This window comes from Pseudomonas nitroreducens (assembly GCF_010994165.1).
Classification (GTDB): Bacteria; Pseudomonadota; Gammaproteobacteria; order Pseudomonadales; family Pseudomonadaceae; genus Pseudomonas; species Pseudomonas nitroreducens.
Genome location: NZ_WMBX01000001.1, coordinates 1,566,684 through 1,586,793, shown reverse-complemented (window position 1 = coordinate 1,586,793; position 20,110 = coordinate 1,566,684). Strand labels below are relative to the sequence as shown.

The following is a 20,110-nucleotide window of genomic DNA, read 5'->3' as shown; positions in this document are numbered from 1 at the left end:
GATTAGAACGGATTCACGGTCGGATTCAGGACTTTTCGTCATAATTCGACGAGTTATTGCAAGATATTTCACAAGGATGCGAAATGGCTCTTCTCTCTTGCCGTAGAGCGCTTTCGGCAGATTCGTGCCGTGCTCCACGAGCCCCATGGATGGGTATCGCTCTTCCCCTTCGAACTGCCCTGCACCTGGCTGCCCTGGCCATGGGCGCGTGCAGTGGCGCCACCGCCCTGGCCGCCGACCCGCTCCCCGCCCAGCAGCTTCTGCAACAGCAGGAACGCGATCGCGCGCTGCGCGAGCAGATGGAACCCTCGCCAGATGTGCGCCTGAAGCTGCCACCCAGCGGCCTGGAAGGCAACCGCCTGCCGCGCAACGAGGCACCCTGCTTTGCGATCCGCCAGATAACCCTCACCGGCGATGCCGCCGAGCAATTCCAGTGGGCCCTGCGCGCCGCCGACCTGAAGGACGACCCGGCCACCGGCCAGTGCCTGGGCGCCAACGGCATCAACCTGACGATGAAGCGCATCCAGAACGCGATTATCGAACGCGGCTACGTCACCTCCCGCGTGCTGGCGCAGCCACAGGACCTGAAGAGCGGCACCCTCGAGCTGACACTGGTGCCGGGGCGCATCCGCTCGATCCGCTTCGCCGAGGGCACCTCGCACCGCGCCAACGCCTGGAACACCGTGCCCGCCAAGCCCGGCGACCTGCTCAACCTGCGCGACATCGAGCAGGCGCTGGAGAACTTCAAGCGGGTGCCCACCGCCGACGCCGACATCCAGATCACCGCCGCCGAAGGCGCCGGCGCGCAGCCCGGCGAAAGCGACCTGGTGATCGCCTGGCGGCAGAAATTCCCGATCCGCTTCAGCCTCTCGGTGGACGACTCGGGCACCGACGAGACCGGCAAGTACCTGGGCACCACCTCGGTGTCGTTCGACAACTTCCTGACCCTCAGCGACCTGTTCTACTTCAGCTACAACCACGACCTGGGCGGCGGCGACTCCGGCGATCGCGGCTCACGCGGCCACACCCTGCACTACTCGGTGCCCTTCGGTTACTGGCTGCTGGGGGTGACCTCCAGCGAGTACGACTACCACCAGACGATCTCCGGGGCGAACCAGGACTACAGCTACAGCGGCGAGAGCAAGAACGACGAGATCAGCCTCACCCGCATGCTCTACCGCGACGCCGTGCGCAAGACCACCGCCAGCATCGGCGGCTGGAGCCGGCGCTCGAAGAACTGGATCGACGACACCGAGATCGAGATCCAGCGCCGACGCATGGCCGGCTGGTCGTTCGGCCTGACCCATACCGAATACATCGGCGCCTCCACCCTCTACCTGAGCACCGGCTACCGCCGCGGCACCGGAGCGCGCAATGCCATGGCGGCGCCGGAGGAACCCTTCGACGAAGGCACCTCGCGCTCCAAGATCATCACCGCCGAAGCCCAACTCAGCGTGCCCTTCGCCCTGGGCGACCAGCGCCTGCGCTACAGCAACACCTGGCGCGCGCAATGGAACCGCACGCCGCTGGTACCCCAGGACCGCTTCACCATCGGCGGGCGCTACAGCGTGCGCGGCTTCGACGGCGAGCAGATCCTCTCCGCCGACCGGGGCTGGCTGACCCGCAACGACCTCGGCCTGGCGCTCGGCCAGACCGGCCAGGAAGCCTACGTGGGCGTGGACTACGGCGAAGTCGGCGGGCAGTCGAGCAAGTACCTGATCGGCACTCACCTGGCCGGTTACGTGCTGGGCCTGCGCGGCGGTTATCGCGGCGTGTCCTACGACGTTTTCGTCGGCCAGCCGATCAGCAAGCCCAAGGGCTTCGACACCGCCACCACCACCGGCGGCTTCAACCTGACCTGGTCCTTCTGAGGAGGCGCCCATGCATATCGACGGATTCGACATCACCGCGCCGGGCTTCTTCGACGAACCCTGGAGCGAAGCCGAGGCGCTGGGCTCGGCGGTCTGGCTGTGGCTGCACTCGGCGTCTCACCGCGACATCCCGCTGCACGCGCTCAACGCCCTGCTGCTGCCGGCGATCAGCCATCGGCAGTTCATCCTCGGCCGGCAGAACGGCCGCCCGGTGTTCTACGTCGCCTTCAGCAACCTGAGCCTGGAAGCCGAGGCGCGCTACCTGAGCCAGCCGGCCATCTGCATGCCGGCCGCCGACTGGAACAGCGGCGAGCGTATCTGGTTCAACGACTGGGTGGCGCCGTTCGGCCACTCCGTTCCGGTGTCGCGCGTCCTGCAGCGGCACTTCTTCGCCAACCGCTGCGGCCGGGCGCTGTACCACCGTGGCGAACAACGCGGCCTGAGGATCAAGAAGTTCCAGGGTGTCGCGGTCATGCCCGCCGAAGGGCGCGCATGGTTCTCCGACCACCCGCTGGCCATCCAGCTCTGAGCGCGCCCCGCGGCCTGCGCCCTGAACCGACAAAGGGATTTGTATGAACAAGCACCTCCACCGCATCGTCTTCAACAAGGCTCGCGGCCAACTCATGGTCGTTGCCGAGAACGTCACCAGCAACGGCAAGGCACCGGGCACCACGGAAGGCCCGCGGGGCGCTGTTGGCTCCGCGCTGCTGGTCAGCCTGCGCCCACTGCGTTTCGCCCTGATGGCGACGCTCGGGCTGATCAGCCTGGCCGTCCCGCTGGCCCAAGCCGACATCGTCGCCGACCATGGCGCCCCGCCCGGCCAGCAGCCGGGCGTGATCAACTCCGCCAACGGCGTGCCCCAGGTGAACATCCAGACGCCCAGCGCGGCGGGCGTCTCGCGCAACACCTACAGCCAGTTCGACGTGAACCAGCAGGGCGCGATCCTCAACAACTCGCGCAATAGTGTGCAGACCCAGCTCGGCGGCTGGATCGACGGCAACCAGAACCTGGCCAACGGCACCGCGCGGGTGATTCTCAACGAGGTCAACGGCAGCAACCCCAGCCAGCTGCGCGGCTACGTGGAAGTGGCCGGCGACCGCGCCCAGGTGGTGATCGCCAACCCGGCAGGCATCGCCTGCGACGGCTGCGGCTTCATCAACGCCAACCGCGCTACCCTCACCACCGGTACCGCGCAGATCGTCGACGGCCAGTTGCAGGGCTATGAAGTGCGCGGCGGCCGCATCGCCATCACCGGCAAGGGCCTGGACGCCAGCCAGACCGACTTCACCGACGTGATCGCGCGCTCCGTGGAGGTCAACGCCGGCGTCTGGGCGAACGACCTGCGCGTCACCGCCGGGGCCAACCAGGTCAACGCCGACAACAGCAGCGCACGGCCCATCGAAGGCAACGGCGAGAAGCCCTCGGTGGCCATCGACGTCGCCCAGCTCGGCGGCATGTATGCCGGCAAGATCATGCTGGTCGGCACCGAATCCGGCGTCGGCGTGCGCAACGCCGGGCAGATCGGCGCCAGCGCCGGCGACGTGGTGATCAGCGCCGACGGGCGCATTGGCAACAGCGGCCAGATCAACGCCACCGCCAACGTCCGCCTGGACAGCAACGGCGGCATCGACAACAGCGGCTCGGCCTACGCCAAGGGCGACACCGCCCTGAGCAGCCGCGGCGACATCCACAACAGCGGCATCGCCGCGGCGCAGCAGAACGTCAGCCTGAACGCCAATGGCATCGTCAACGACAGCCAGGCCACCCTGGCCGCCGGCGTGCAGGCGGACGGCAGCATCGGCACCAGCGGGCGGCTCGACATCACCGCCACCCGGCAGGTGAAAAGCCAGGGCGCCACCCTTGCCGGTGGCGATCTCGGGATCGGCGGCGCCGACCTTGACCTCAAACAGGGCCAGGCCAGCGCCCAGAACATTCGCCTGAGTGCCACCGCCAATGCCGACCTGAGCGGAGCAACGCTGGACGCCGGCAACCTCCTTGCAGCGAACATCGCGCAGAAGCTGACCTCCGATTCGGCCAAGCTGGCCGGCACCAGCGTGCAGTTGCAGGCCCACGACCTGTCCAACCGCAAGGGCGAGATCATCCAGACCGGCAGCGGCGACATGACCCTCGCCCTCCCCGGCACCCTGGACAACAGCGATGGCCGCATCGCCAGCAACGCTGCCAACCTGACCCTGGGCGCACTGAACCTGAACAACCGCCAGGGCAGGATCGAACACGCCGGCAGCGGCACCCTGAAGGTCACCGCGAACTCCGTCGATGGCCGCAGCGGCTCCATCGCCAGCAACGGCCAGTTGCAGGCCAGCCTGAACGACGCCCTGCTCGACGGCGCCAGCACAGTCGCGCGGCAGATCGGCATCGATGCCGCGTCGCTCTCCAACCGCCGGGGCGAAATCCTCCAGACGGGCGCCGGTACCCTGCGCGTCAGCACCAGCGGCCTGCTGGACAACAGCGGCGGCACCCTCGCCGGCAATGGCGGCGTGCAGCTGGACGCAGGCACCCTGATGAACCAGTCCGGCACCGTCCAGGCTGCCGGGGGCGACCTCCAGGCCAAGGTGAAGGACAAGCTGGACAATGCCTCCGGCACCCTCGCGGCGACCGGCAACTCGCGCGTGGAAGCCGGCGAGCTGGTCAATGCCAAAGGCAAGGTCACCGCCAGCGGCACGCTCGACGCCAGCGCCGGCAAGCTCAACAACGACACCGGCACCCTCGCCGCCAAAGGCGCACTGACGGCCCGTGGCGGCAGCATCAGCAACCAGGCTGGCACGCTCGGCTCGGTGGACGGCAGCGTGGCCGTCGACGCCACCCAGGGCAGCCTGGACAACCGCAACGGCCGCATCGAGGGCCAGCACCAGATCACCCTGTCGGGCCAGGGCGTGCTCAACGGCAACGGCCTGATCAGTGCCGGCAACCTCAAGCTGGACAGCAACCGCGCGACGCTCGACAACCAGAATGGCGTGCTGATCGCCAGCGACGGTGTTGAGCTGCAGACCGGCGCGCTGAACAACCAGGGCGGCCTGGTCCAGGCCGCCGGCCTGCTGCGCATCGACGCCCATGGCCAGGCCATCGGCAACACCGATTCCGGCGCCAGCGGCGGCCTGCTCGGCAAGGGCGGAGTGATCCTCGCCAGCGGCAACCTGGACAACAGCGCCGGCTTCATCGGCGGCAAGGGCGACCTCGACCTCACCACTGCGCAAATCAACAACGCCCGTGGCGGCCTGTTGACCAGCGAAGGCAACGTGCGCATCAAGGCCAGCGGCCTGGACAACCGTGGCGGGCAGCTGCAGACCCTGGGCGACGCCGTGCTCGACCTCGCCAGCGGCCGCCTGGACAACGCCGGCAGCCTGCTGCGCGCCGGCGGCAAACTGCTGGTCACGGCGGGTACCCTCGACAACCGCAACACCCTGGGTACCGACCAGGGCCTCGAAGGCCATTCGCTGACGCTCAGCGCCAGCCAGATCGACAACCAGTCCGGTGCGGTGCGCGCCGACGAAACCCTCACCCTGAACAGCAGCGGCCAGCTGGACAACAGCGGCGGGCTGGTCAGCTCCAGCAAGAACCTGAACATCCTCGACGGCGCGGCCAGCAAGTCCCTGGCCATCCTCAACCACAACGGCAAGCTGATCGCCGGGCAGAAGCTGAGCATCGACAGCAGGAGCCTGGGCGGCGACGGCCAGACCCTGAGCCTGGGCGACATCAGCCTGAAGCTGAGCGACAGCTACGTGCACAGCGGCCAGTTGCAGGCCAACGGCAGCATCGACCTGCAGACCGCCGGCAACCTCGACAACCAGGCACGCCTCGTCGCGGGCCAGGCGCTGAAGGTGACAGCCGGCAACCTGAACAACACCGCCACCGGCGAGCTGAGCGCCACCAACCTGACCCTCGACACCGGCGGCACCCTGACCAACCGCGGCCTGCTCGATGGCCAGACCACCCGTGTCAACGCAGGCACCCTGAACAACCTCGGCAGCGGGCGCATCTACGGCGACCAGCTGTCGGTATCCGCCGGCGCCCTGCGCAACGACGTCGAAGACGGCAAGGCCGCCGTGATCGCCGCGCGCAATCGCCTGGACATAGGCGTGGGCAGCCTGCTGAACCGCGAGCATGCCCTGCTCTTCAGCGCCGGCGACCTCTACATCGGCGGCGCCCTGGACGCCAACGGCCACGCCACCGGCAGCGCCGGCGAAATCCGCAACGCCAGCGCCACCATCGAGGCCCTGGGCGACATGGGCCTGGCCAGCGCCGTGCTGCGCAACACCAACGAACATTTCAGCACCCAGGAAGTGGAAGTCAGCCGCGAGAGCATCCTCGAGTACCAGCTCACCGGCTCCACCAACCGCTACCGGCCGGAGCAGATTTCCATCTACAACTCCGAGGTGGATTACCTGGTCACCCCGGAGGGCGAGCGCGAGGACTGGAACCTCTACAACTACACCCGCGTGACCCGCGAAACGCAGATTCTCAGCTCCGATCCGGCGCAGATCCTTGCCGGCGGCAACCTGCGCCTGGACGTCGCCGACGCGCTCAACGACAAGAGCCGGATCATCGCCGGCGGCACCATCGGCGGTAACCTGGGCCGTCTGGAAAACACCGAGGCCCCCGGCGAGCGTGTCACTACCGAGAGCGGCATCGTCACCCACTTCTACCGCATCCAGAAGAAGGGCCGGGACGAGCAGGGCGCCGATAACGCCGCCTACAACCCGGCGGCCAGCATCGTCGACATCTTCCTCAAGCCCGGCGCCTACCTGCAGAACACCGCCCACGTCGGCAGCGGCACCCAGGTCGGCGATCTCAACCTGGGCCGTGTCGACCAGCCGGCAAGCGGTGCCGGCGCCGCCCAGGTCAACGTCGGCAACGGCCGGGTGATCAGCCCGGTACTGGAAGTGACTGCCGTGCAGACCAAGAACGATGCCGGCGTCGCCGAGAGCATCCGCACCGGCGGCATCGACACCCGCGTGCCGGACAACAGCCTGTTCCAGGTCAACCCGCAGGCCACCAGCGGCTACCTGATCGAGAGCGACCCGCGCTTCACCAACTACCGCGCCTGGCTGTCCTCGGACTACATGCTCGACCGCCTGAAGCTGGACCCCGGCCTGACCCTGACGCGCCTGGGCGATGGCTTCTATGAGCAGAAGCTGATCCGCGAACAGATCGCCCAACTCACCGGGCGGCGCTTCCTCGATGGCTACGGCAATGACGAAACCCAGTACCGCGCGCTGCTCGACAACGGCCTGACCTATGCCCAGGCCTGGAACCTGGTGCCCGGCGTCGCCCTGACTCCCGAGCAGATGGCGCAGCTGACCAGCGACATCGTCTGGCTGGTGGCCAAGGACGTCACCCTGCCCGATGGCAGCGTGACCCGCGCGCTGGTGCCGCAGGTCTATGTGCGCGTACGCCAGGGCGACATCGACGGTTCCGGCGCGCTGATGGCCGGGCAGAACGTCGACCTGAACATCCAGAACGACCTGGTCAACAGCGGCACCCTTGCCGGGCGCAACGTGCTGTCGATCACCGCGCAGAACATCCAGAACCTCGGTGGCCGCCTGACCGGCACCGACGTGGGAGTGAAGGCCGCCGGCGACCTGAACAACCTCGGCGGCCTGATCGACGCCAGCCATAGCCTGACCGCCGTGGCCGGCCGCGACATCAACCTGACCTCCAGCACCCAGGACTCCCAGAGCGCCCAGGGCAGCGCCACGCGCCTGTCCCGGGTCGCCGGGCTGTTCGTCTCCGACCCGGCCGGCGAGCTGATCGCCACGGCCGGGCGTGACCTCAACCTGAACGCCGCCCAGGTGGTCAACAGCGGCGCAGGCGGCAAGACCACCCTGGGCGCCGGCAACGACATCAACCTCGGCACCGTGGCCGTCCAGGAACAGCAGAGCATGACCTGGAACAGCAGCAACTGGCGCAAGGAGTCCAGCGCCGGCGAAGTGGCCAGCAGCGTGCAGGGCCAGGGCGACGTGCGCCTGATCGCCGGCCACGACCTCAACTCCCGCGGTGCCAGCGTGACCAGCGAAAAGGGCGCGGTGCAGGCCTCCGCCGACCACGACGTCAACCTCACCGCCAGCCAGAACAACGCCATGGCCGACGAGGCGCACAAGGTCAAGAGCAAGACCGGCTGGTTCTCCTCCAAGACCATCGTCACCCGCGACACGGTCGACGAGAGCCTGTCCCAGGGCTCGACCTTCAGCGGCGAGACCACCTACGTCAGCGCCGGCAACGACATCAAGGTGGAAGGCAGCAACGTGGTGTCCAACGGCGACACCACCCTGGTGGCCGGCCGCAACGTCACCATCGCCTCCGCCACCGACCACCTGAACGAACAGCACAGCCGCGACGAGAAGAAGAGCGGCCTGTTCAGCGGCGGCGGCATCGGCTTCACCATCGGCAGCCAGCAGCAGTCGGTGAAGAACACCGACGATGGCGACAGCGCCGCCGCCAGCACCGTCGGCTCGATCAACGGCAACGTCAACATCAAGGCCGGCGAGGCCTACCGCCAGGTCGGCAGCAAGGTCAGCGCGCCCAGCGGTGATGTGAACATCGAAGGCCGCACCGTCGACATCGTCGAGGCGCAGAACGCCCACCTCAGCACCCAGGAAAGCAAGTTCAAGCAGAGCGGCCTTTCCGTCACCCTGACCAACCCGATCATCACCGCCGTGCAGACCGCGCAGCAGATGAAGAAGTCCGCCGAGCGCACCGACGACAACCGCATGAAGGCCCTGGCCGCGGCCAATGTCGCGCTGGAAGGTGCCGGCGCCGCCTCCGCCGTCATGGCCAATCCGGCCCAGGCCGGCGGCATCAACATCAGCATCTCCATCGGCGCGAGCAAGAACGAGAGCCGCAGCGAGCAGCGCGGCAGCACCGCCGCCGGCTCCAGCGTGAGCGCCGGGCGTGACGTGAACATCACCGCCAGCGGTGCCGGCAAGGACAGCGACCTCACCGTGCAGGGCAGCCAGATCAGCGCCGGGCGCGACGCCAATCTCAAGGCCGACGGCGACATCGCCCTGCTGGCCGCGAAGAACACCGTCGAGCAGCACAGCACCAGCAAGGGCAGCAGCGCCAGCATCGGCATCGGCTTCGCCGTGGGCGGCACGCAGAACGGCTTCACCATCAACGCCGGCGCCTCGCAGAACCGCGGCAACGCCGATGGCAAGGACCTGGTGTGGAGCAACACCCACGTCGACGGCGGGCGCCAGGTCAACCTGCAGTCCGGCGGCGACACCCAGCTGCATGGCGCGGTGGTCAGCGCGCCGCAGGTCACTGCCGACGTCGGCGGCAACCTGAGCATCGAGAGCCTGCAGGACACCAGCACTTACGACGCCAAGCAGTCGAGCAAGGGCGTGGGCGTCAGCCTGTGCATCCCGCCGTTCTGCTACGGCGCTTCCAGCGGCAGCGTCAGCAGCAACACGGCCAAGCAGAACTCCAACTACGCCAGCGTCACCGAACAATCGGGGATCAAGGCAGGCGACGGCGGCTTCGACATCCGCGTGAACGGCAACACCGACCTCAAGGGCGGCCTGATCGCCAGCAGCGACGCCGCCATCGAGGCCGGGCGCAACCGGCTCAGCACCGCCACCCTGACCCAGGCGGACATCCACAACGCAGCGGATGCCAAGGCCACCAGCAGCGGCGTCAACCTCAGTTCCGACATGGTCACCCAGGGCAAGTACGGCGTCGGCAAGGCCATCGTCGGCAACGCGCTGAACTCGGGCAAGGACTCCGGCTCGTCGTCCGGCGATACCCGCAGCGCCATCAGCGCCGGCACCGTGGTCATCACCGACGATGCCCTGCAACAGCAACTCACCGGGCAGAACGGCGCGGACACGGTCGCCGGCCTCAACCGCGACACCGCCAACGCCCATACCGCCGCCGAGCGCCAGGACGTCGACGAGATGCGCCGCACCGCCGAGGCGGAACAGGCGATCAAGAACGAAACCTACCGCCAGGCCGTGCAGTTCACCGACGACGCCTACCGCAAGATGTTCCTGGAAAAGGCGCGGATGTTCGTCATCCTCACCGACGACCAGGGCAACGTACTGCGCGACAAGGACGGCGTGCCGCTGCGCCGCGAACTCGACGACAGCGAGAAGGCCAACCTGCAGGCCGGTGGCGACGGCCGCGTGCACATCGCCAACAACGGCATCTTCAACGACGAGAACGGCGCGGCCCGCTACGCGGCGCAGCACAGCACCGCCGATGGCCCGCAGTACTTCATCTGGTTCCCCGACGCCAGCAACTCCGTCTCCGAGCTGCTCATCGCCGGCTACCAGAAGTACCTGGAGAACGACTTCTGGGGCCTGGCCAACGCCACCGTCGAGACCCGCGAAGCGCTGCTGCGCTATGGCGAGACCGGTCTGCACATCGACGGCCACAGCCGCGGCTCGATGACCACCGGCAACGCCATGGAGTCCATCGCACGGCTGCCCGATCCCAGCGGCAGCCTGAGCAACACCACCCTCAACTTCTACGGCCCGGCCTACAATGCCGCCAAGGCGGACGACTTGCTGGCCATGCTGCAGAATCGCGACGCGATGAGCGACGAGAAGAAGAACGAGATGGTCGTCCAGCTGCAGAACCACAAGACCGACCCGGTGGGCGGCTGGATCGGCTGGAACCCCGGCACCGGCGGCACCATCCCCGACGACAGCAATGCGCTCAAGGAGATCAAGAACGTGGCAGGCGGCAAGTACACGGTGCACAACTGCTACGGCAACGGCGACCCTGCCTGCCAGAAGTTCTGGCAGGACATGCCGGACAAGAAACCGGTACTCACCCCGGTGAAGACCTATCCGCCGACCCCATGAGCCCGCAGACATGCTGAAGCGCAACGGCGGCCTGGCCGCCCTTCTGCCCTGCCTGCTCCTGGCAGCCTGCAGCCAGGCGCGGCCGTTGCAGCCGCCACCGCCGCTGTACGAGCTGTGGGCCAAGTCCGGCGTGGACCGGCAGGGCGTGCGCAACGCCCTGCTCGGCTGCGGCTTCCCCAACTCGGCCTACGTCGACAGCACGACCATCACCACCAACGACTACGCGCGCGGCGAGCAGTGCATGCTCGGCCAGGGGTTCGCCTACCAGGATCGCTACACCCTCTGCGATACCAGCCCGCAGCTGCCCGCCTGCAAGGCCACCGGCGCCGCGCCGAAGGCCGGCCCGACGCAGCGCCCGCCCGCCTACACGCAATGGACGCAGGCCGGCGCCGACAGCCAGGGCGTGCAGCAGGCCATGAAAGCCTGCGGCTACACCACGGTCATCGAGCCCGTCGACCAGATGCTCCTCAACGACATCGCCGCCGCGCAACTGTGCATGCTCGATCGCGGCTTCCATTTCACCCGCCCGGCCAACAACCTGCTGTGCAAGAACCCGCCCATGCTGCCCGCGTGCCGCGGCAAGGTCATCGACACGCGCAACTGCTGCGCACCGCCCAAGGCCGCCGGGCAACGCTGATACCAGGAATCACCATGTACGCCACGCTGTTCCCCCGCACCGGCGCCCTGGCGCTGGCCACGCTGCTGCTCGCCGGCTGCGGCAACCTCGCCAACGTGCAGTCCTACTCCACGCCCTACTCCGCGCCGGCTGGCGGGGAAACGGCACGCTTGCGCGTGATCACCAACGGCATGGCCCGCGGCGTTCCCGCCAGTGCCTGCATCGACTGGCGCCGCGAAGGCGCCGGCGTGATCGCCGTGGCGCAATCCGGCTTCGCCAACCGCAACGGCCAGAGCCTGGGCATGCCGCCCAGCCGCCAGGCCGAACAACTCAGCCAGGGCGGCTTCGCCAGCAGCGAGGTGCGGATACCGGCAGGCCAGCCCTTCGCCTTCAACTTCCAGAGCCGGGGCATGGTCAGTAGCGGCTATTCGTACAGCTGCCAGCAATCCGTGACCTTCACCCCCGAAGCCGGGCAGGACTACGAACTGCTGCTGATGGAAAGCGGCCAGTGCCTGGCACGGCTGGTGCGCCTGGGCGATGGCCGCAACCTCAGCGGCAGCCTGCAGGACACCCGTTTGTGCAAGGCTTCCGACGCGCTCTGAGCGCCGCTTTCAGGGTTGCGAATAGGGTGGATAGCGGTCATCCGGCACACGCCGCTGGCTGCCGGGGTCCGGCTCGTCTTCGGGAACATGGGCCGGGTGTGGCGGGTCGACCTGCGGGTCGGCCAGGTCCGGCGAATCCGGATCGAACCCCAGGTCGGGGTCCACGTGGTGCGAGCCATCGCCGGGCGCCTGGCCCGACGCGAACAGCCAGCGCTCGCTGGCGGCCACGGGGTGCTCGCTGAGGGGGACATGGCGTTTCATGATCACCTCCTGCGTCTCTGGCAGTGACAAGGCAGTTTACGCGCAGCCATCCCCCTGGGTTTCCCCTGCACCGACAGCCGGCCGGTTTCGCTCGCCGCCGAAGGGAAACCCGCGATCTAGACCATGGTCGCAAAGACCCGACCGCCCATCTGTGACACCTTCGCGCGCTTTTTCAGTGCCCCCGGAGTCACCGTATGCCCTCGCCCCTCTCCTCCAGCCAGCTCACCCGCCTGAGCGCTCTCGCCCTGCTCGGAGGCATCGCCGCCCCGGCCAGTGCCGACTTCCTGGAGGACAGCAGCGCGCGCCTGGAATCGCGTACCTTCTACTTCAACCGCGACTTCCGCGACGGCAGCTCGTCCAACCCGCAGGGCGCCTCCAAACGCGAAGAGACCGCCCAGGGCTTCATCCTCAATCTGCAATCGGGTTACACCGAAGGCACCGTCGGCTTTGGCGTCGACGCCCTGGCCATGCTCGGCATCAAGCTCGACTCCAGCCCCGCCGACAGCAACAGCGGCCTGCTGCCTTCCAGCGGCCACGACCCGCGCCACTCCGCGGACCAGTACGCCAAGGCCGGCGTCACCGGCAAGCTGCGCGTGTCCCGCACCCGGCTGAAGTACGGCGCGATGCTGCCGGACATGCCGCTGCTCAAGTACAACGACGGCCGCCTGCTGCCCAACATGTTCCACGGCGCGCAGCTGACCAGCGAGGAAATCGCCCACCTCAAGCTCACCGCCACGCGGCTGGAGCGCTACACCGCGCGCGACTCCAGCGACGCCCAGGACGTGCGCCTGAACTGCAAGAACAAGCGCTACGCCTGCGACACCACCGGCAACCGCTTCGACGCCTACCAGGCCGACTACCAGGTCAATGACCAACTGCTGCTGCAATACGCCCAGGGCGGGCTGGAGAACGTCTACCGCCAGCGCTACGTCGGCATCGTCGGCAAGCAGGCGGTGGGCGCCGGCAAGGTCACCGCCGACCTGCGCTGGTTCGACAGCGACGACGACGGCTCGGCCCGCGCCGGCGAAATCGACAACCGCGCGCTGAGCCTGCTGCTGTCCTACGCCCAGGGCGGCCATATCCTCAGCGCCGGCTGGCAGCGCATGAACGGCGACAGCTCCATGCCCTACCTCGACGGCAGCAACCCCTACCTCGCCAACTACGTGCAGGTGAACGACTTCGCCAATGCCCGGGAGCGCTCCTGGCAACTGCGCTACGACTTCGACCTGCGCAGCGTCGGCGTGCCCGGCCTGAGCTTCATGACCCGCTACGTCAACGGCGACCACATCGCCCTGGCCAATGGCGACGAAGGCAAGGAATGGGAGCGCGACGTGGAGTTCAAGTACGTGATCCAGGCCGGCACCTTCAAGGACCTCAGCCTGCGCCTGCGCAACGCCACCTACCGCACCAACTACGAACAGTCGGCGCGGGACGTGGATGAGGTCCGGCTGATCGCGAGCTACAACTTCTCGATTCTCTGAGCCAGCCGAACGCCCCCTCTCACCGGGCGATGCCTGCCCACGCTTCGGTGACAGCGCCGGCCCGACGTTCCGTCGTGGCCGAGCCAGGGTCTGGGGCCCCAGGGTTCGGACGAAGAATGCCGAAGCCTTGTCCCAGCCTTCCCGACGGTGAACGTAGCCCAGCAACTCGGCAGTCATCTCCCGAGCCTTGGCGATGGCAGCGCTGTTGCTCTTGTACGCCCCGTCCTTTTCGCAGTGGGTCTTCCGGTTCTCGGCATCGTACGTATACAGATGCAGCAGCCTGCCGGTGCCATTCTCGCGTTGCGTGTGACTGGCGCTGTAACTGTCCTGGATCAGGTGGGCGATCGCCCCTGTGGCCAGTGATCTCAGGTTTTCCTCCTGATCGCCCTGGCGATACATGTGCTTCATGTCGAAAACATCGAGCACCGTGCAGTCACTGGGGTTGGCCAGTTGCGGATTGCGCGAGCAGCCGACCTTGCCGAAGAACTCGTGGTAGGGCGTTGTCTTGCGAATGGTGTTGGCCGGCACCTCCCCGATCGCGACCCGGTAGGTGTATTCCAGCCACCGATACATCTTCGCTCTGGCCTGCGCGTCGGACTCATCCGCAGCCCGCATCGCATGAAGGAATTGCAGATCACCATGGTGTACGCGGCGGGTCAGCGTACTGGGTCGACTGGCGTCTTCCTCATGGGCCTTGAACAGCCAGATATGCGCCGTGCCGTTGTAGTGCCAGGCCTTGCGCGTCAGCTCTTCCGGGTCATCGTTCCACTCCACGCCCCCCAGTAACGGCAGGAGCCAGGTCCTGCCGCGCAGGACTTTCGCGTATGCCGGCTGATAGGCCTGCCGAGTGATGATCTCGTGGATGGCCTGATTACGGCTGTCGAGGATGTAGGAACGCAGATGGCATTGCGCGGCGCTCGCATCGTCGCGGATTTCCAACTGCACCGCGCTGGAGCCGTAGTCATTCGCGCCACCTTTCCAACTGACTGGATGGATTTCGAACGCCATGGCCTGGCTGACCAGGAGGATGCCCAGAAAGCCCAATGGAATGCGCATGCTTTCTTCCTTGAAGTGAGGCGGGGGCTGCTGGCAGAGCCTGAACCACCCCAAAGCGCCGGTCATCATCGAAATGAATGATGACCGGGCAACCCGCCAACGGCACTCTGGATCAGGCGCGCACCTCCACCGAAAGACTTCTGCGCCGGGCCTGGGAGGCAATATGAAAAGGGAATTTCTGGTAACCGCCTGCCTGTTGATCGCGGGCTGCTCCAGCAACGCGCAGTTCCTCGTCGGCACAGATAGCGACCCGCAGGGACTGACGCTCGATCAACTCGAAGCGCAGAACACAGCAATCCGCCAGACCCTGGCCCCCTGCGACACCCTGTTCGGCGTGAAGACCGAGAAAGCCGAGCAGAAAGCTCGAACAGCCTGGTGGCTGAAGGTCATCGGCGTGACGTCGGCGTCCATCGTCGCCCCGGCCCTGACAGCGGCGAACGCCTCCGCCAACGCAGCCTGGATAGCCGGCGCCAGCGGGACCGGCGGCGCGGTGATCGCCGTGCTCGACAGCGCCGATGCGATGGGCATAAGCGGCGTCGCCGCATTACGCGGCCTGACCCAATTGGCCAAGGATATCGGGCCAGACATCGATATCGCCGAAGACATCGGCAAACCCTACAACGAACGCACAGCCGCCGCCGCAAGGGCCGCCCGCAAATGCCGGTTCCAGGTTCCCACTGTGGCGCCGGCTGCTGCTCCAGCACCAGCTCCGACTCCAGCTCCTGGCGCCGCGAAGGGTTGACCTCTTTGCTCTTGCGCCGTGCGGCGAAGCCGGCTCCGCATTCACCTCTCCCACCCCGATCGCTCCTACGTGTTTGGGGAAGGGACGAGACCCGCTTCATTCTGTCGGCAATGTCCTGCCACTGCATCGCAGCAACCAACCGAGAAGCCTCACCGGCCATTAGCCTTAGCGCCGCCCCTGGCCTCTGAACCGCCGCAGCGTCATCGCGGCCGGGCGTAGGAAACCCCAGCAGTATCTCTCAGGGCACGGCAGCTCCGTAGCCACGACTCGGGGACGTAATCCGTTTGCGGACTCCTGTTTCATGGTGCCCGCGCGGGAGGCCTTCGGGCCTAGCGGGTTCCTGAGACCGGCGCATCCTACCCTCGCACGGTTGCCTCTCTTCCCGCAGAAAGGGTTGATTGGCGGCCCTCATTCATTCTCGGGAAGAGCGAACAATCCCACCTCGCGGAGGATCGCCAAAAGCGAATTTCTCCCCGTCACCGTGACCGACCAGTCCGGCGAGGAAGTCCTCTTCATCAACGCACTGGCTCCGCTGCTCAGCGAAGCCCGACAATTCTACGAGCTTGCCCTAGAGCGCCCCGGCTACAGGGCAGGGCCGGCCCACCTGGCGCCGGCCCGGCAAGCGCCGCCTCACTTCTTGGCGGTGAGCGTGCTGTAGCTGGTGATCAGGTTGCGGTAGTCGGGGATGTGGTTGGAGAACAGCGCGGCAAGGCCTTCGATGTCGTTGCGCCAGTCGCGGTGCAGCTCACAGGCCACGCCGAACCAGGTCATCATCTGCGCGCCGGCGGCCTCCATGCGGCGCCAGGCGGCGTCACGGGTGACTTCGTTGAAAGTGCCCGAGGCATCGGCGACGACGAAGACATCGAAGCCCTCTTCCAGCGCCGACAGCGCGGGGAAGGCCACGCACACCTCGGTGACCACGCCGGCGATGATCAGTTGCTTCTTGCCGGTGGCCTTCACCGCCTTGACGAAGTCCTCGTTGTCCCAGGCGTTGATATTGCCCGGGCGGGCGATGTAGGGCGCGTCGGGGAACAGGTCCTTCAGCTCGGGCACCAGCGGGCCGTTGGGGCCGTTCTCGAAGCTGGTGGTGAGGATGGTCGGCAGCTTGAAGTACTTGGCCAGGTCGGCCAGAGCCAGGACGTTGTTCTTGAACTTGTCGGGCTCGATGTCACGCACCAGCGAAAGCAGGCCGGCCTGGTGATCGACCAGCAATACCGCGGCCTGGGACTTGTCGAGACGGACGTAGGGCTTGCTCATGGGATTTCCTCTGGATGAAGGTCGCCCGGTTCTGGGCGCCGGGCCGGTGATGAGTCAGCGGTACTGCGTGCTCGCTCAGTTCGTGCGCCGCCAGGCGCAGTGGCAGGTATCAAGCGTAGGCCATGAAGCCTGGCACGCCGGTGCAAAAAAGTTTGCACTTCGATTCCAGCCGCCGGTCCACGGTGAAGGAATTCTGAGAACGGATGATGACGACCGGGGCTTCAGACTTCCCTTACATATCTCACCCACGACAATTCCTTACCATTCGTCGACATTGTTGTTGTAAGCAGTTCTTCCCAATGGAAATATTCGCGAAATGTCTAAGCTGAAAACTGTAGGAAGCGTGTGGGGGAACTAGCGCCATGGCCAGGAACGTAAAAGAGCGCGCAACCGTGATTTGCCGGCTCGACGACAAGATTCTGTTCGTCCGCAAGGCCAAGTCGAAATGGAACCTTCCCGGCGGCCGTATCGAGGCCGACGAACGCCCAGGCCAGGCCGCCGTGCGCGAGCTGATTGAGGAAACCGGGCTGGCCATCGAGCAGATGAACTACGTGGCGCCGCTGGAGCTGTACCAGACGCTGCACTACGTGTTCGAAACGCCGGTCGACCCGGCGCAGCAGCCGACCCCGCTGAACGAGATCGCCGATTGCCGCTGGTTCACCCCCGAGGAAGCGAGCAAGCGCAACATCAACAAGTCGGTGCGGCGCCTGTTGCGTTCGTGTCTGAGCAAAGAGGCCGGCTGACGCCGGCCTTTTTCATCGCCCCCTCTCCAGCCCACGGCGGACAACGCAGGCGCGTTCGTCTCCCCTGTGCTGCTGACCACCGCTTCAGCTGCCCTGCCCTATTGCTCGATGATTCATGCACTCCAGCGCTTGCGCGCATTCAGATACGCCGCCAAGTCACCGTAGCCCAGGCGCTCGGCGATGCGCGTGCGACTTTCTCCCTGCAGTTCCAGGTGCTGCTCCAACTCCTTGCGCACCTGATCGAGCAACTCGCGAAATCCCAGATCCTGTTCCGCCAACCGCCTGCGCAGGGTGCGCGGACTCTGGTGCAGCTGGTCTGCGACGCTTTCCAGCGCCGGGACCTCGCCGCGTTCTAGCATCCGTCGGGCGATACCCGCTGCCCTGGCCGCCCACCCGCTGAGTTGGCGCAGCCGGGCGAGGCGGCGATCAAGCTCCATCGTGAGCAGCTCCACCAGACCGGCATGACGCCCCAGTAGCGGCAGGGACAGCGTCTGCGCGTCGAAATACAGTCGGTTGCAGGTGCTCCCGAACTCCACCCGCTGACCGAACCACTGCGTGTACTGCGCGTGGTACTCGGGCCGTGCGTGGGCAAAACAGGCACGCACCGGGACGACGGCGCTGCCGGTACCCCGACGCAGTTGAGTCACCGCCATCACGCAGTAATGCTCCAGCAGGTATCGGCTCAGCGGTTCGGGGGCATCGATGACCAGTTCGACGGCGACGCTGTCGCCCTCTTCGAGCAGCCGGAAGGTATCGGTGTCCGCGGCCAGCGGCGCATAGCGCACCCAGCAGAGCACAGCCTGCCGCACATCGGCGCAGAACTGCGCGAGGTGGGCGATCACATGCCAGTCCTGAGGGGTGAACAGGCCGAACAGCTGCAGGCCGATGGCCGGCTCCAGGCTCGCCGCTTCAAGCCAGAGCTGCTCCAGCTCGACCAGGCTGTAATCGCTGTGCCGGCGCGCACGGTGGCTGCTCAGGTAGCGCTCCAGCACCTGGCCGAGCGGCCCGCGGTGGTAGCGCTGCGCCGCCGGGTTGGCCAGTTCTCGGATGTTTCTGTCCTTTTCGCGCATGGGTCGCCGTTCGGTCATGGGTTCTGATGGGCACGCCTTGTCCCATTGGACCCGAACCGAGAGTGTCATGACTACAACAACAATGCTCCCAGACAATCCGACCGTGATCGTGGCGGGGATATTCTTCGCCTTCATCGCCCTGGAAATGGCCTGTGCCACCTTCCGCCAACCCCATGGCCAGCGTCGTGACGCGCTGATCGAGATTTTCGGCTCCAGCCTTCTGCTGGCGGTGACCTTCCCACTGGTGATGTGGGCCAGCGGCGCCCTGCTCGACCTCGCCATTCCCGCCGCCGCCGGTTCCCTCGCGGGCATCCCCTGGCTGGCCGGCTTCGCGCTGTTCCTGCTGTTCGACGACCTGACCCAGTACTGGTGGCATCGCCTGGCCCACCGCGTGCCGTTCCTCTACGCCCTGCACCGCGCGCACCATTCGGCGCCGTACATGAGCATCCGCATCGTCTACCGCAACAACAGCTTCTACTACCTGCTGATGCCGGGCCTGTGGTTCTCCGGGGCGCTGATCCACATGGGGTTGGCGAACGTCTACTACGTCTACCTGATCCTGAAGATGTGCGTGATCTTCGGCGCCCACAGCAACCTCGCCTGGGACGACAGGCTCTATCGCATCCGTGTCCTGCGCCCGCTGATGTGGCTGCTGGAGCGGACAATCTCGACGCCCGCCACCCATTCGGCCCACCACGGATTGAGTGCCGACGATGGCGTGACCTACTACAAGGGCAACTTCGGCAACCTGCTGTTCTTCTGGGACGTGCTCTTCGGTACGGCAAAGATCACCCGGCGCCGCCCACAGACCTACGGCATCGAGGACCTGGCGCCGGTCAGCTGGCAGGAGGAAGTGTTCTGGCCGCTGGTGCGCAGCCGCGCGCCGGACACCGAGAAGGACGTGGCAGCGGAGGTGGCCCGATGAGCCCGAATATCGTGCTGGTCGCCGGCTCCAGCCAGTTGGACAGCCAGTCGGCGAAGGTCGCTCGCTACCTTGCCGGCCGTCTGGAAAGCCTGGCGCTATGCGGCTGGGCGCAGGTCATCGACCTGGGCGCCACGCCACTGCCGCTGTGGCCGGCAGCGGGTACGCAAGGCCATTGGCCGCAGCACCGCGAGCTGCTGCACGAGGCCGATGCGCTGGTGGTGATCGCTCCGGAATGGCACGGCATGGCCTGCCCGGCGCTGAAGAATTTCTTCGTCTATGCCGGGCTGCGCGAACTGGGGCACAAGCCGGCGCTACCGGTCGGGGTTTCCGCCGGCCAGGGCGGCGCCTATCCGCTGGCCGAGCTGCGCGCCTCCAGCTACAAGAACAGCCGCATCGCCTACCTGCCGGAACAGCTGTTGGTCCGACAGGTGGAAAGCGTGCTCAACGAAGGCCCGCCAAGCGATGAAAACGACCAGCGCCTGCGCGAACGCGCCGACTGGGCGCTGCACATGCTTTGCCAGTACGCAGGCGCGCTGCGCGAGGTCCGCCAGCGGATCGACCTGCACAATCCGGCCTACGCCAACGGTATGTGAGGCGCCCAGGAGGATGCGTAGGAAGGCGCTTCAGGGTATCTTCTGCGCCTTCCTACAAAAACTTCGACAGG

At 66.8% G+C, this 20,110-nt stretch carries 14 protein-coding genes; 11 read left to right on the top strand and 3 right to left on the bottom strand.

Features of this window, described 5'->3' with window-relative positions:
• Positions 1 to 149: 149 nt before the first annotated feature.
• Genes GJV37_RS07550 through GJV37_RS07530 form a run of 5 tightly spaced genes read left to right on the top strand, consistent with a single transcriptional unit; the run spans position 150 to position 11,911 of the window.
• Positions 150 to 1,871, top strand: coding sequence for a ShlB/FhaC/HecB family hemolysin secretion/activation protein (locus GJV37_RS07550; protein WP_246228258.1), 1,722 nt, complete (start codon positions 150 to 152; stop codon positions 1,869 to 1,871).
• Between the two features lie 10 nt (positions 1,872 to 1,881).
• Entirely contained in the window at positions 1,882 to 2,400 is a 519-nt protein-coding gene (locus tag GJV37_RS07545) for a toxin-activating lysine-acyltransferase (RefSeq protein WP_024763513.1), read from the top strand.
• Positions 2,401 to 2,443: 43 nt separating this feature from the next.
• Positions 2,444 to 10,693 (top strand): two-partner secretion domain-containing protein, encoded by an 8,250-nt coding sequence (locus GJV37_RS07540; protein ID WP_193452270.1) that lies wholly within the window; start codon positions 2,444 to 2,446, stop codon positions 10,691 to 10,693.
• A 10-nt stretch (positions 10,694 to 10,703) separates the two neighbouring features.
• A complete protein-coding gene (locus GJV37_RS07535) occupies positions 10,704 to 11,330 on the top strand; it encodes a hypothetical protein (protein ID WP_193452269.1) in 627 nt (208 codons plus the stop codon).
• A 14-nt stretch (positions 11,331 to 11,344) separates the two neighbouring features.
• Positions 11,345 to 11,911 carry a hypothetical protein gene (locus tag GJV37_RS07530; protein ID WP_193452268.1) on the top strand — a complete coding sequence of 189 codons (567 nt, stop codon included), beginning with the start codon at positions 11,345 to 11,347 and terminating at the stop codon, positions 11,909 to 11,911.
• A gap of 9 nt (positions 11,912 to 11,920) precedes the next feature.
• Here the strand turns inward: GJV37_RS07530 and GJV37_RS07525 are convergent, their stop codons facing one another.
• Positions 11,921 to 12,172, bottom strand: a complete 252-nt coding sequence (locus GJV37_RS07525) for a DUF6021 family protein (RefSeq protein WP_223121860.1) — start codon at positions 12,170 to 12,172, stop codon at positions 11,921 to 11,923.
• 194 nt (positions 12,173 to 12,366) lie between these two features.
• Between GJV37_RS07525 and GJV37_RS07520 the strand changes: the two genes are divergently transcribed.
• The 3 genes from GJV37_RS07520 to GJV37_RS07510 all read left to right on the top strand — a co-directional run bounded on the left by GJV37_RS07520 (position 12,367) and on the right by GJV37_RS07510 (position 15,451).
• Positions 12,367 to 13,653, top strand: coding sequence for an OprD family porin (locus GJV37_RS07520; RefSeq protein ID WP_038803524.1), 1,287 nt, complete (start codon positions 12,367 to 12,369; stop codon positions 13,651 to 13,653).
• Between the two features lie 858 nt (positions 13,654 to 14,511).
• Complete coding sequence (locus GJV37_RS07515; RefSeq protein ID WP_170858470.1) at positions 14,512 to 14,790, top strand: hypothetical protein; 279 nt, start codon at positions 14,512 to 14,514, stop codon at positions 14,788 to 14,790.
• Positions 14,791 to 14,872: 82 nt separating this feature from the next.
• A complete protein-coding gene (locus tag GJV37_RS07510; RefSeq protein WP_024763519.1) occupies positions 14,873 to 15,451 on the top strand; it encodes a hypothetical protein in 579 nt (192 codons plus the stop codon).
• 630 nt (positions 15,452 to 16,081) lie between these two features.
• Here GJV37_RS07510 and ycaC read toward each other — a convergent pair.
• Positions 16,082 to 16,708: an isochorismate family cysteine hydrolase YcaC gene (ycaC, locus tag GJV37_RS07505; protein WP_024763520.1), complete on the bottom strand. Its 627-nt coding sequence runs from the start codon at positions 16,706 to 16,708 to the stop codon at positions 16,082 to 16,084.
• 362 nt (positions 16,709 to 17,070) lie between these two features.
• Here ycaC and GJV37_RS07500 point away from each other — a divergent pair, with 362 nt between their 5' ends.
• Positions 17,071 to 17,451 (top strand): NUDIX hydrolase, encoded by a 381-nt coding sequence (locus GJV37_RS07500; protein ID WP_024763521.1) that lies wholly within the window; start codon positions 17,071 to 17,073, stop codon positions 17,449 to 17,451.
• A gap of 113 nt (positions 17,452 to 17,564) precedes the next feature.
• Here the strand turns inward: GJV37_RS07500 and GJV37_RS07495 are convergent, their stop codons facing one another.
• Positions 17,565 to 18,521, bottom strand: a complete 957-nt coding sequence (locus GJV37_RS07495; protein WP_065084535.1) for an AraC family transcriptional regulator ligand-binding domain-containing protein — start codon at positions 18,519 to 18,521, stop codon at positions 17,565 to 17,567.
• 67 nt (positions 18,522 to 18,588) lie between these two features.
• Between GJV37_RS07495 and GJV37_RS07490 the strand changes: the two genes are divergently transcribed.
• Together GJV37_RS07490 and GJV37_RS07485 are read left to right on the top strand one after the other, a co-directional pair.
• Positions 18,589 to 19,446 carry a sterol desaturase family protein gene (locus GJV37_RS07490; protein ID WP_240967231.1) on the top strand — a complete coding sequence of 286 codons (858 nt, stop codon included), beginning with the start codon at positions 18,589 to 18,591 and terminating at the stop codon, positions 19,444 to 19,446.
• On the top strand, positions 19,443 to 20,039 hold the full coding sequence (locus GJV37_RS07485) for an NADPH-dependent FMN reductase (protein ID WP_170858468.1): 597 nt from the start codon (positions 19,443 to 19,445) through the stop codon (positions 20,037 to 20,039). Before GJV37_RS07490 ends, GJV37_RS07485 begins: the two co-directional genes overlap by 4 nt.
• Positions 20,040 to 20,110 lie beyond the last annotated feature (71 nt).

Bases quoted from the DNA above. Each gene is read 5' to 3' on its own strand.
- GJV37_RS07535 (WP_193452269.1), top strand. From the start codon at position 10,704: ATGCTGAAGCGCAACGGCGGCCTGGCCGCCCTTCTGCCCTGCCTGCTC.
- GJV37_RS07520 (WP_038803524.1), top strand. From the start codon at position 12,367: ATGCCCTCGCCCCTCTCCTCCAGCCAGCTCACCCGCCTGAGCGCTCTC.
- GJV37_RS07530 (WP_193452268.1), top strand. From the start codon at position 11,345: ATGTACGCCACGCTGTTCCCCCGCACCGGCGCCCTGGCGCTGGCCACG.
- GJV37_RS07525 (WP_223121860.1), bottom strand. From the start codon at position 12,172: ATGAAACGCCATGTCCCCCTCAGCGAGCACCCCGTGGCCGCCAGCGAG.
- GJV37_RS07550 (WP_246228258.1), top strand. From the start codon at position 150: ATGGGTATCGCTCTTCCCCTTCGAACTGCCCTGCACCTGGCTGCCCTG.
- GJV37_RS07495 (WP_065084535.1), bottom strand. From the start codon at position 18,521: ATGCGCGAAAAGGACAGAAACATCCGAGAACTGGCCAACCCGGCGGCG.
- GJV37_RS07500 (WP_024763521.1), top strand. From the start codon at position 17,071: ATGGCCAGGAACGTAAAAGAGCGCGCAACCGTGATTTGCCGGCTCGAC.
- GJV37_RS07540 (WP_193452270.1), top strand. From the start codon at position 2,444: ATGAACAAGCACCTCCACCGCATCGTCTTCAACAAGGCTCGCGGCCAA.
- GJV37_RS07510 (WP_024763519.1), top strand. From the start codon at position 14,873: ATGAAAAGGGAATTTCTGGTAACCGCCTGCCTGTTGATCGCGGGCTGC.
- ycaC (WP_024763520.1), bottom strand. From the start codon at position 16,708: ATGAGCAAGCCCTACGTCCGTCTCGACAAGTCCCAGGCCGCGGTATTG.
- GJV37_RS07490 (WP_240967231.1), top strand. From the start codon at position 18,589: ATGACTACAACAACAATGCTCCCAGACAATCCGACCGTGATCGTGGCG.
- GJV37_RS07545 (WP_024763513.1), top strand. From the start codon at position 1,882: ATGCATATCGACGGATTCGACATCACCGCGCCGGGCTTCTTCGACGAA.
- GJV37_RS07485 (WP_170858468.1), top strand. From the start codon at position 19,443: ATGAGCCCGAATATCGTGCTGGTCGCCGGCTCCAGCCAGTTGGACAGC.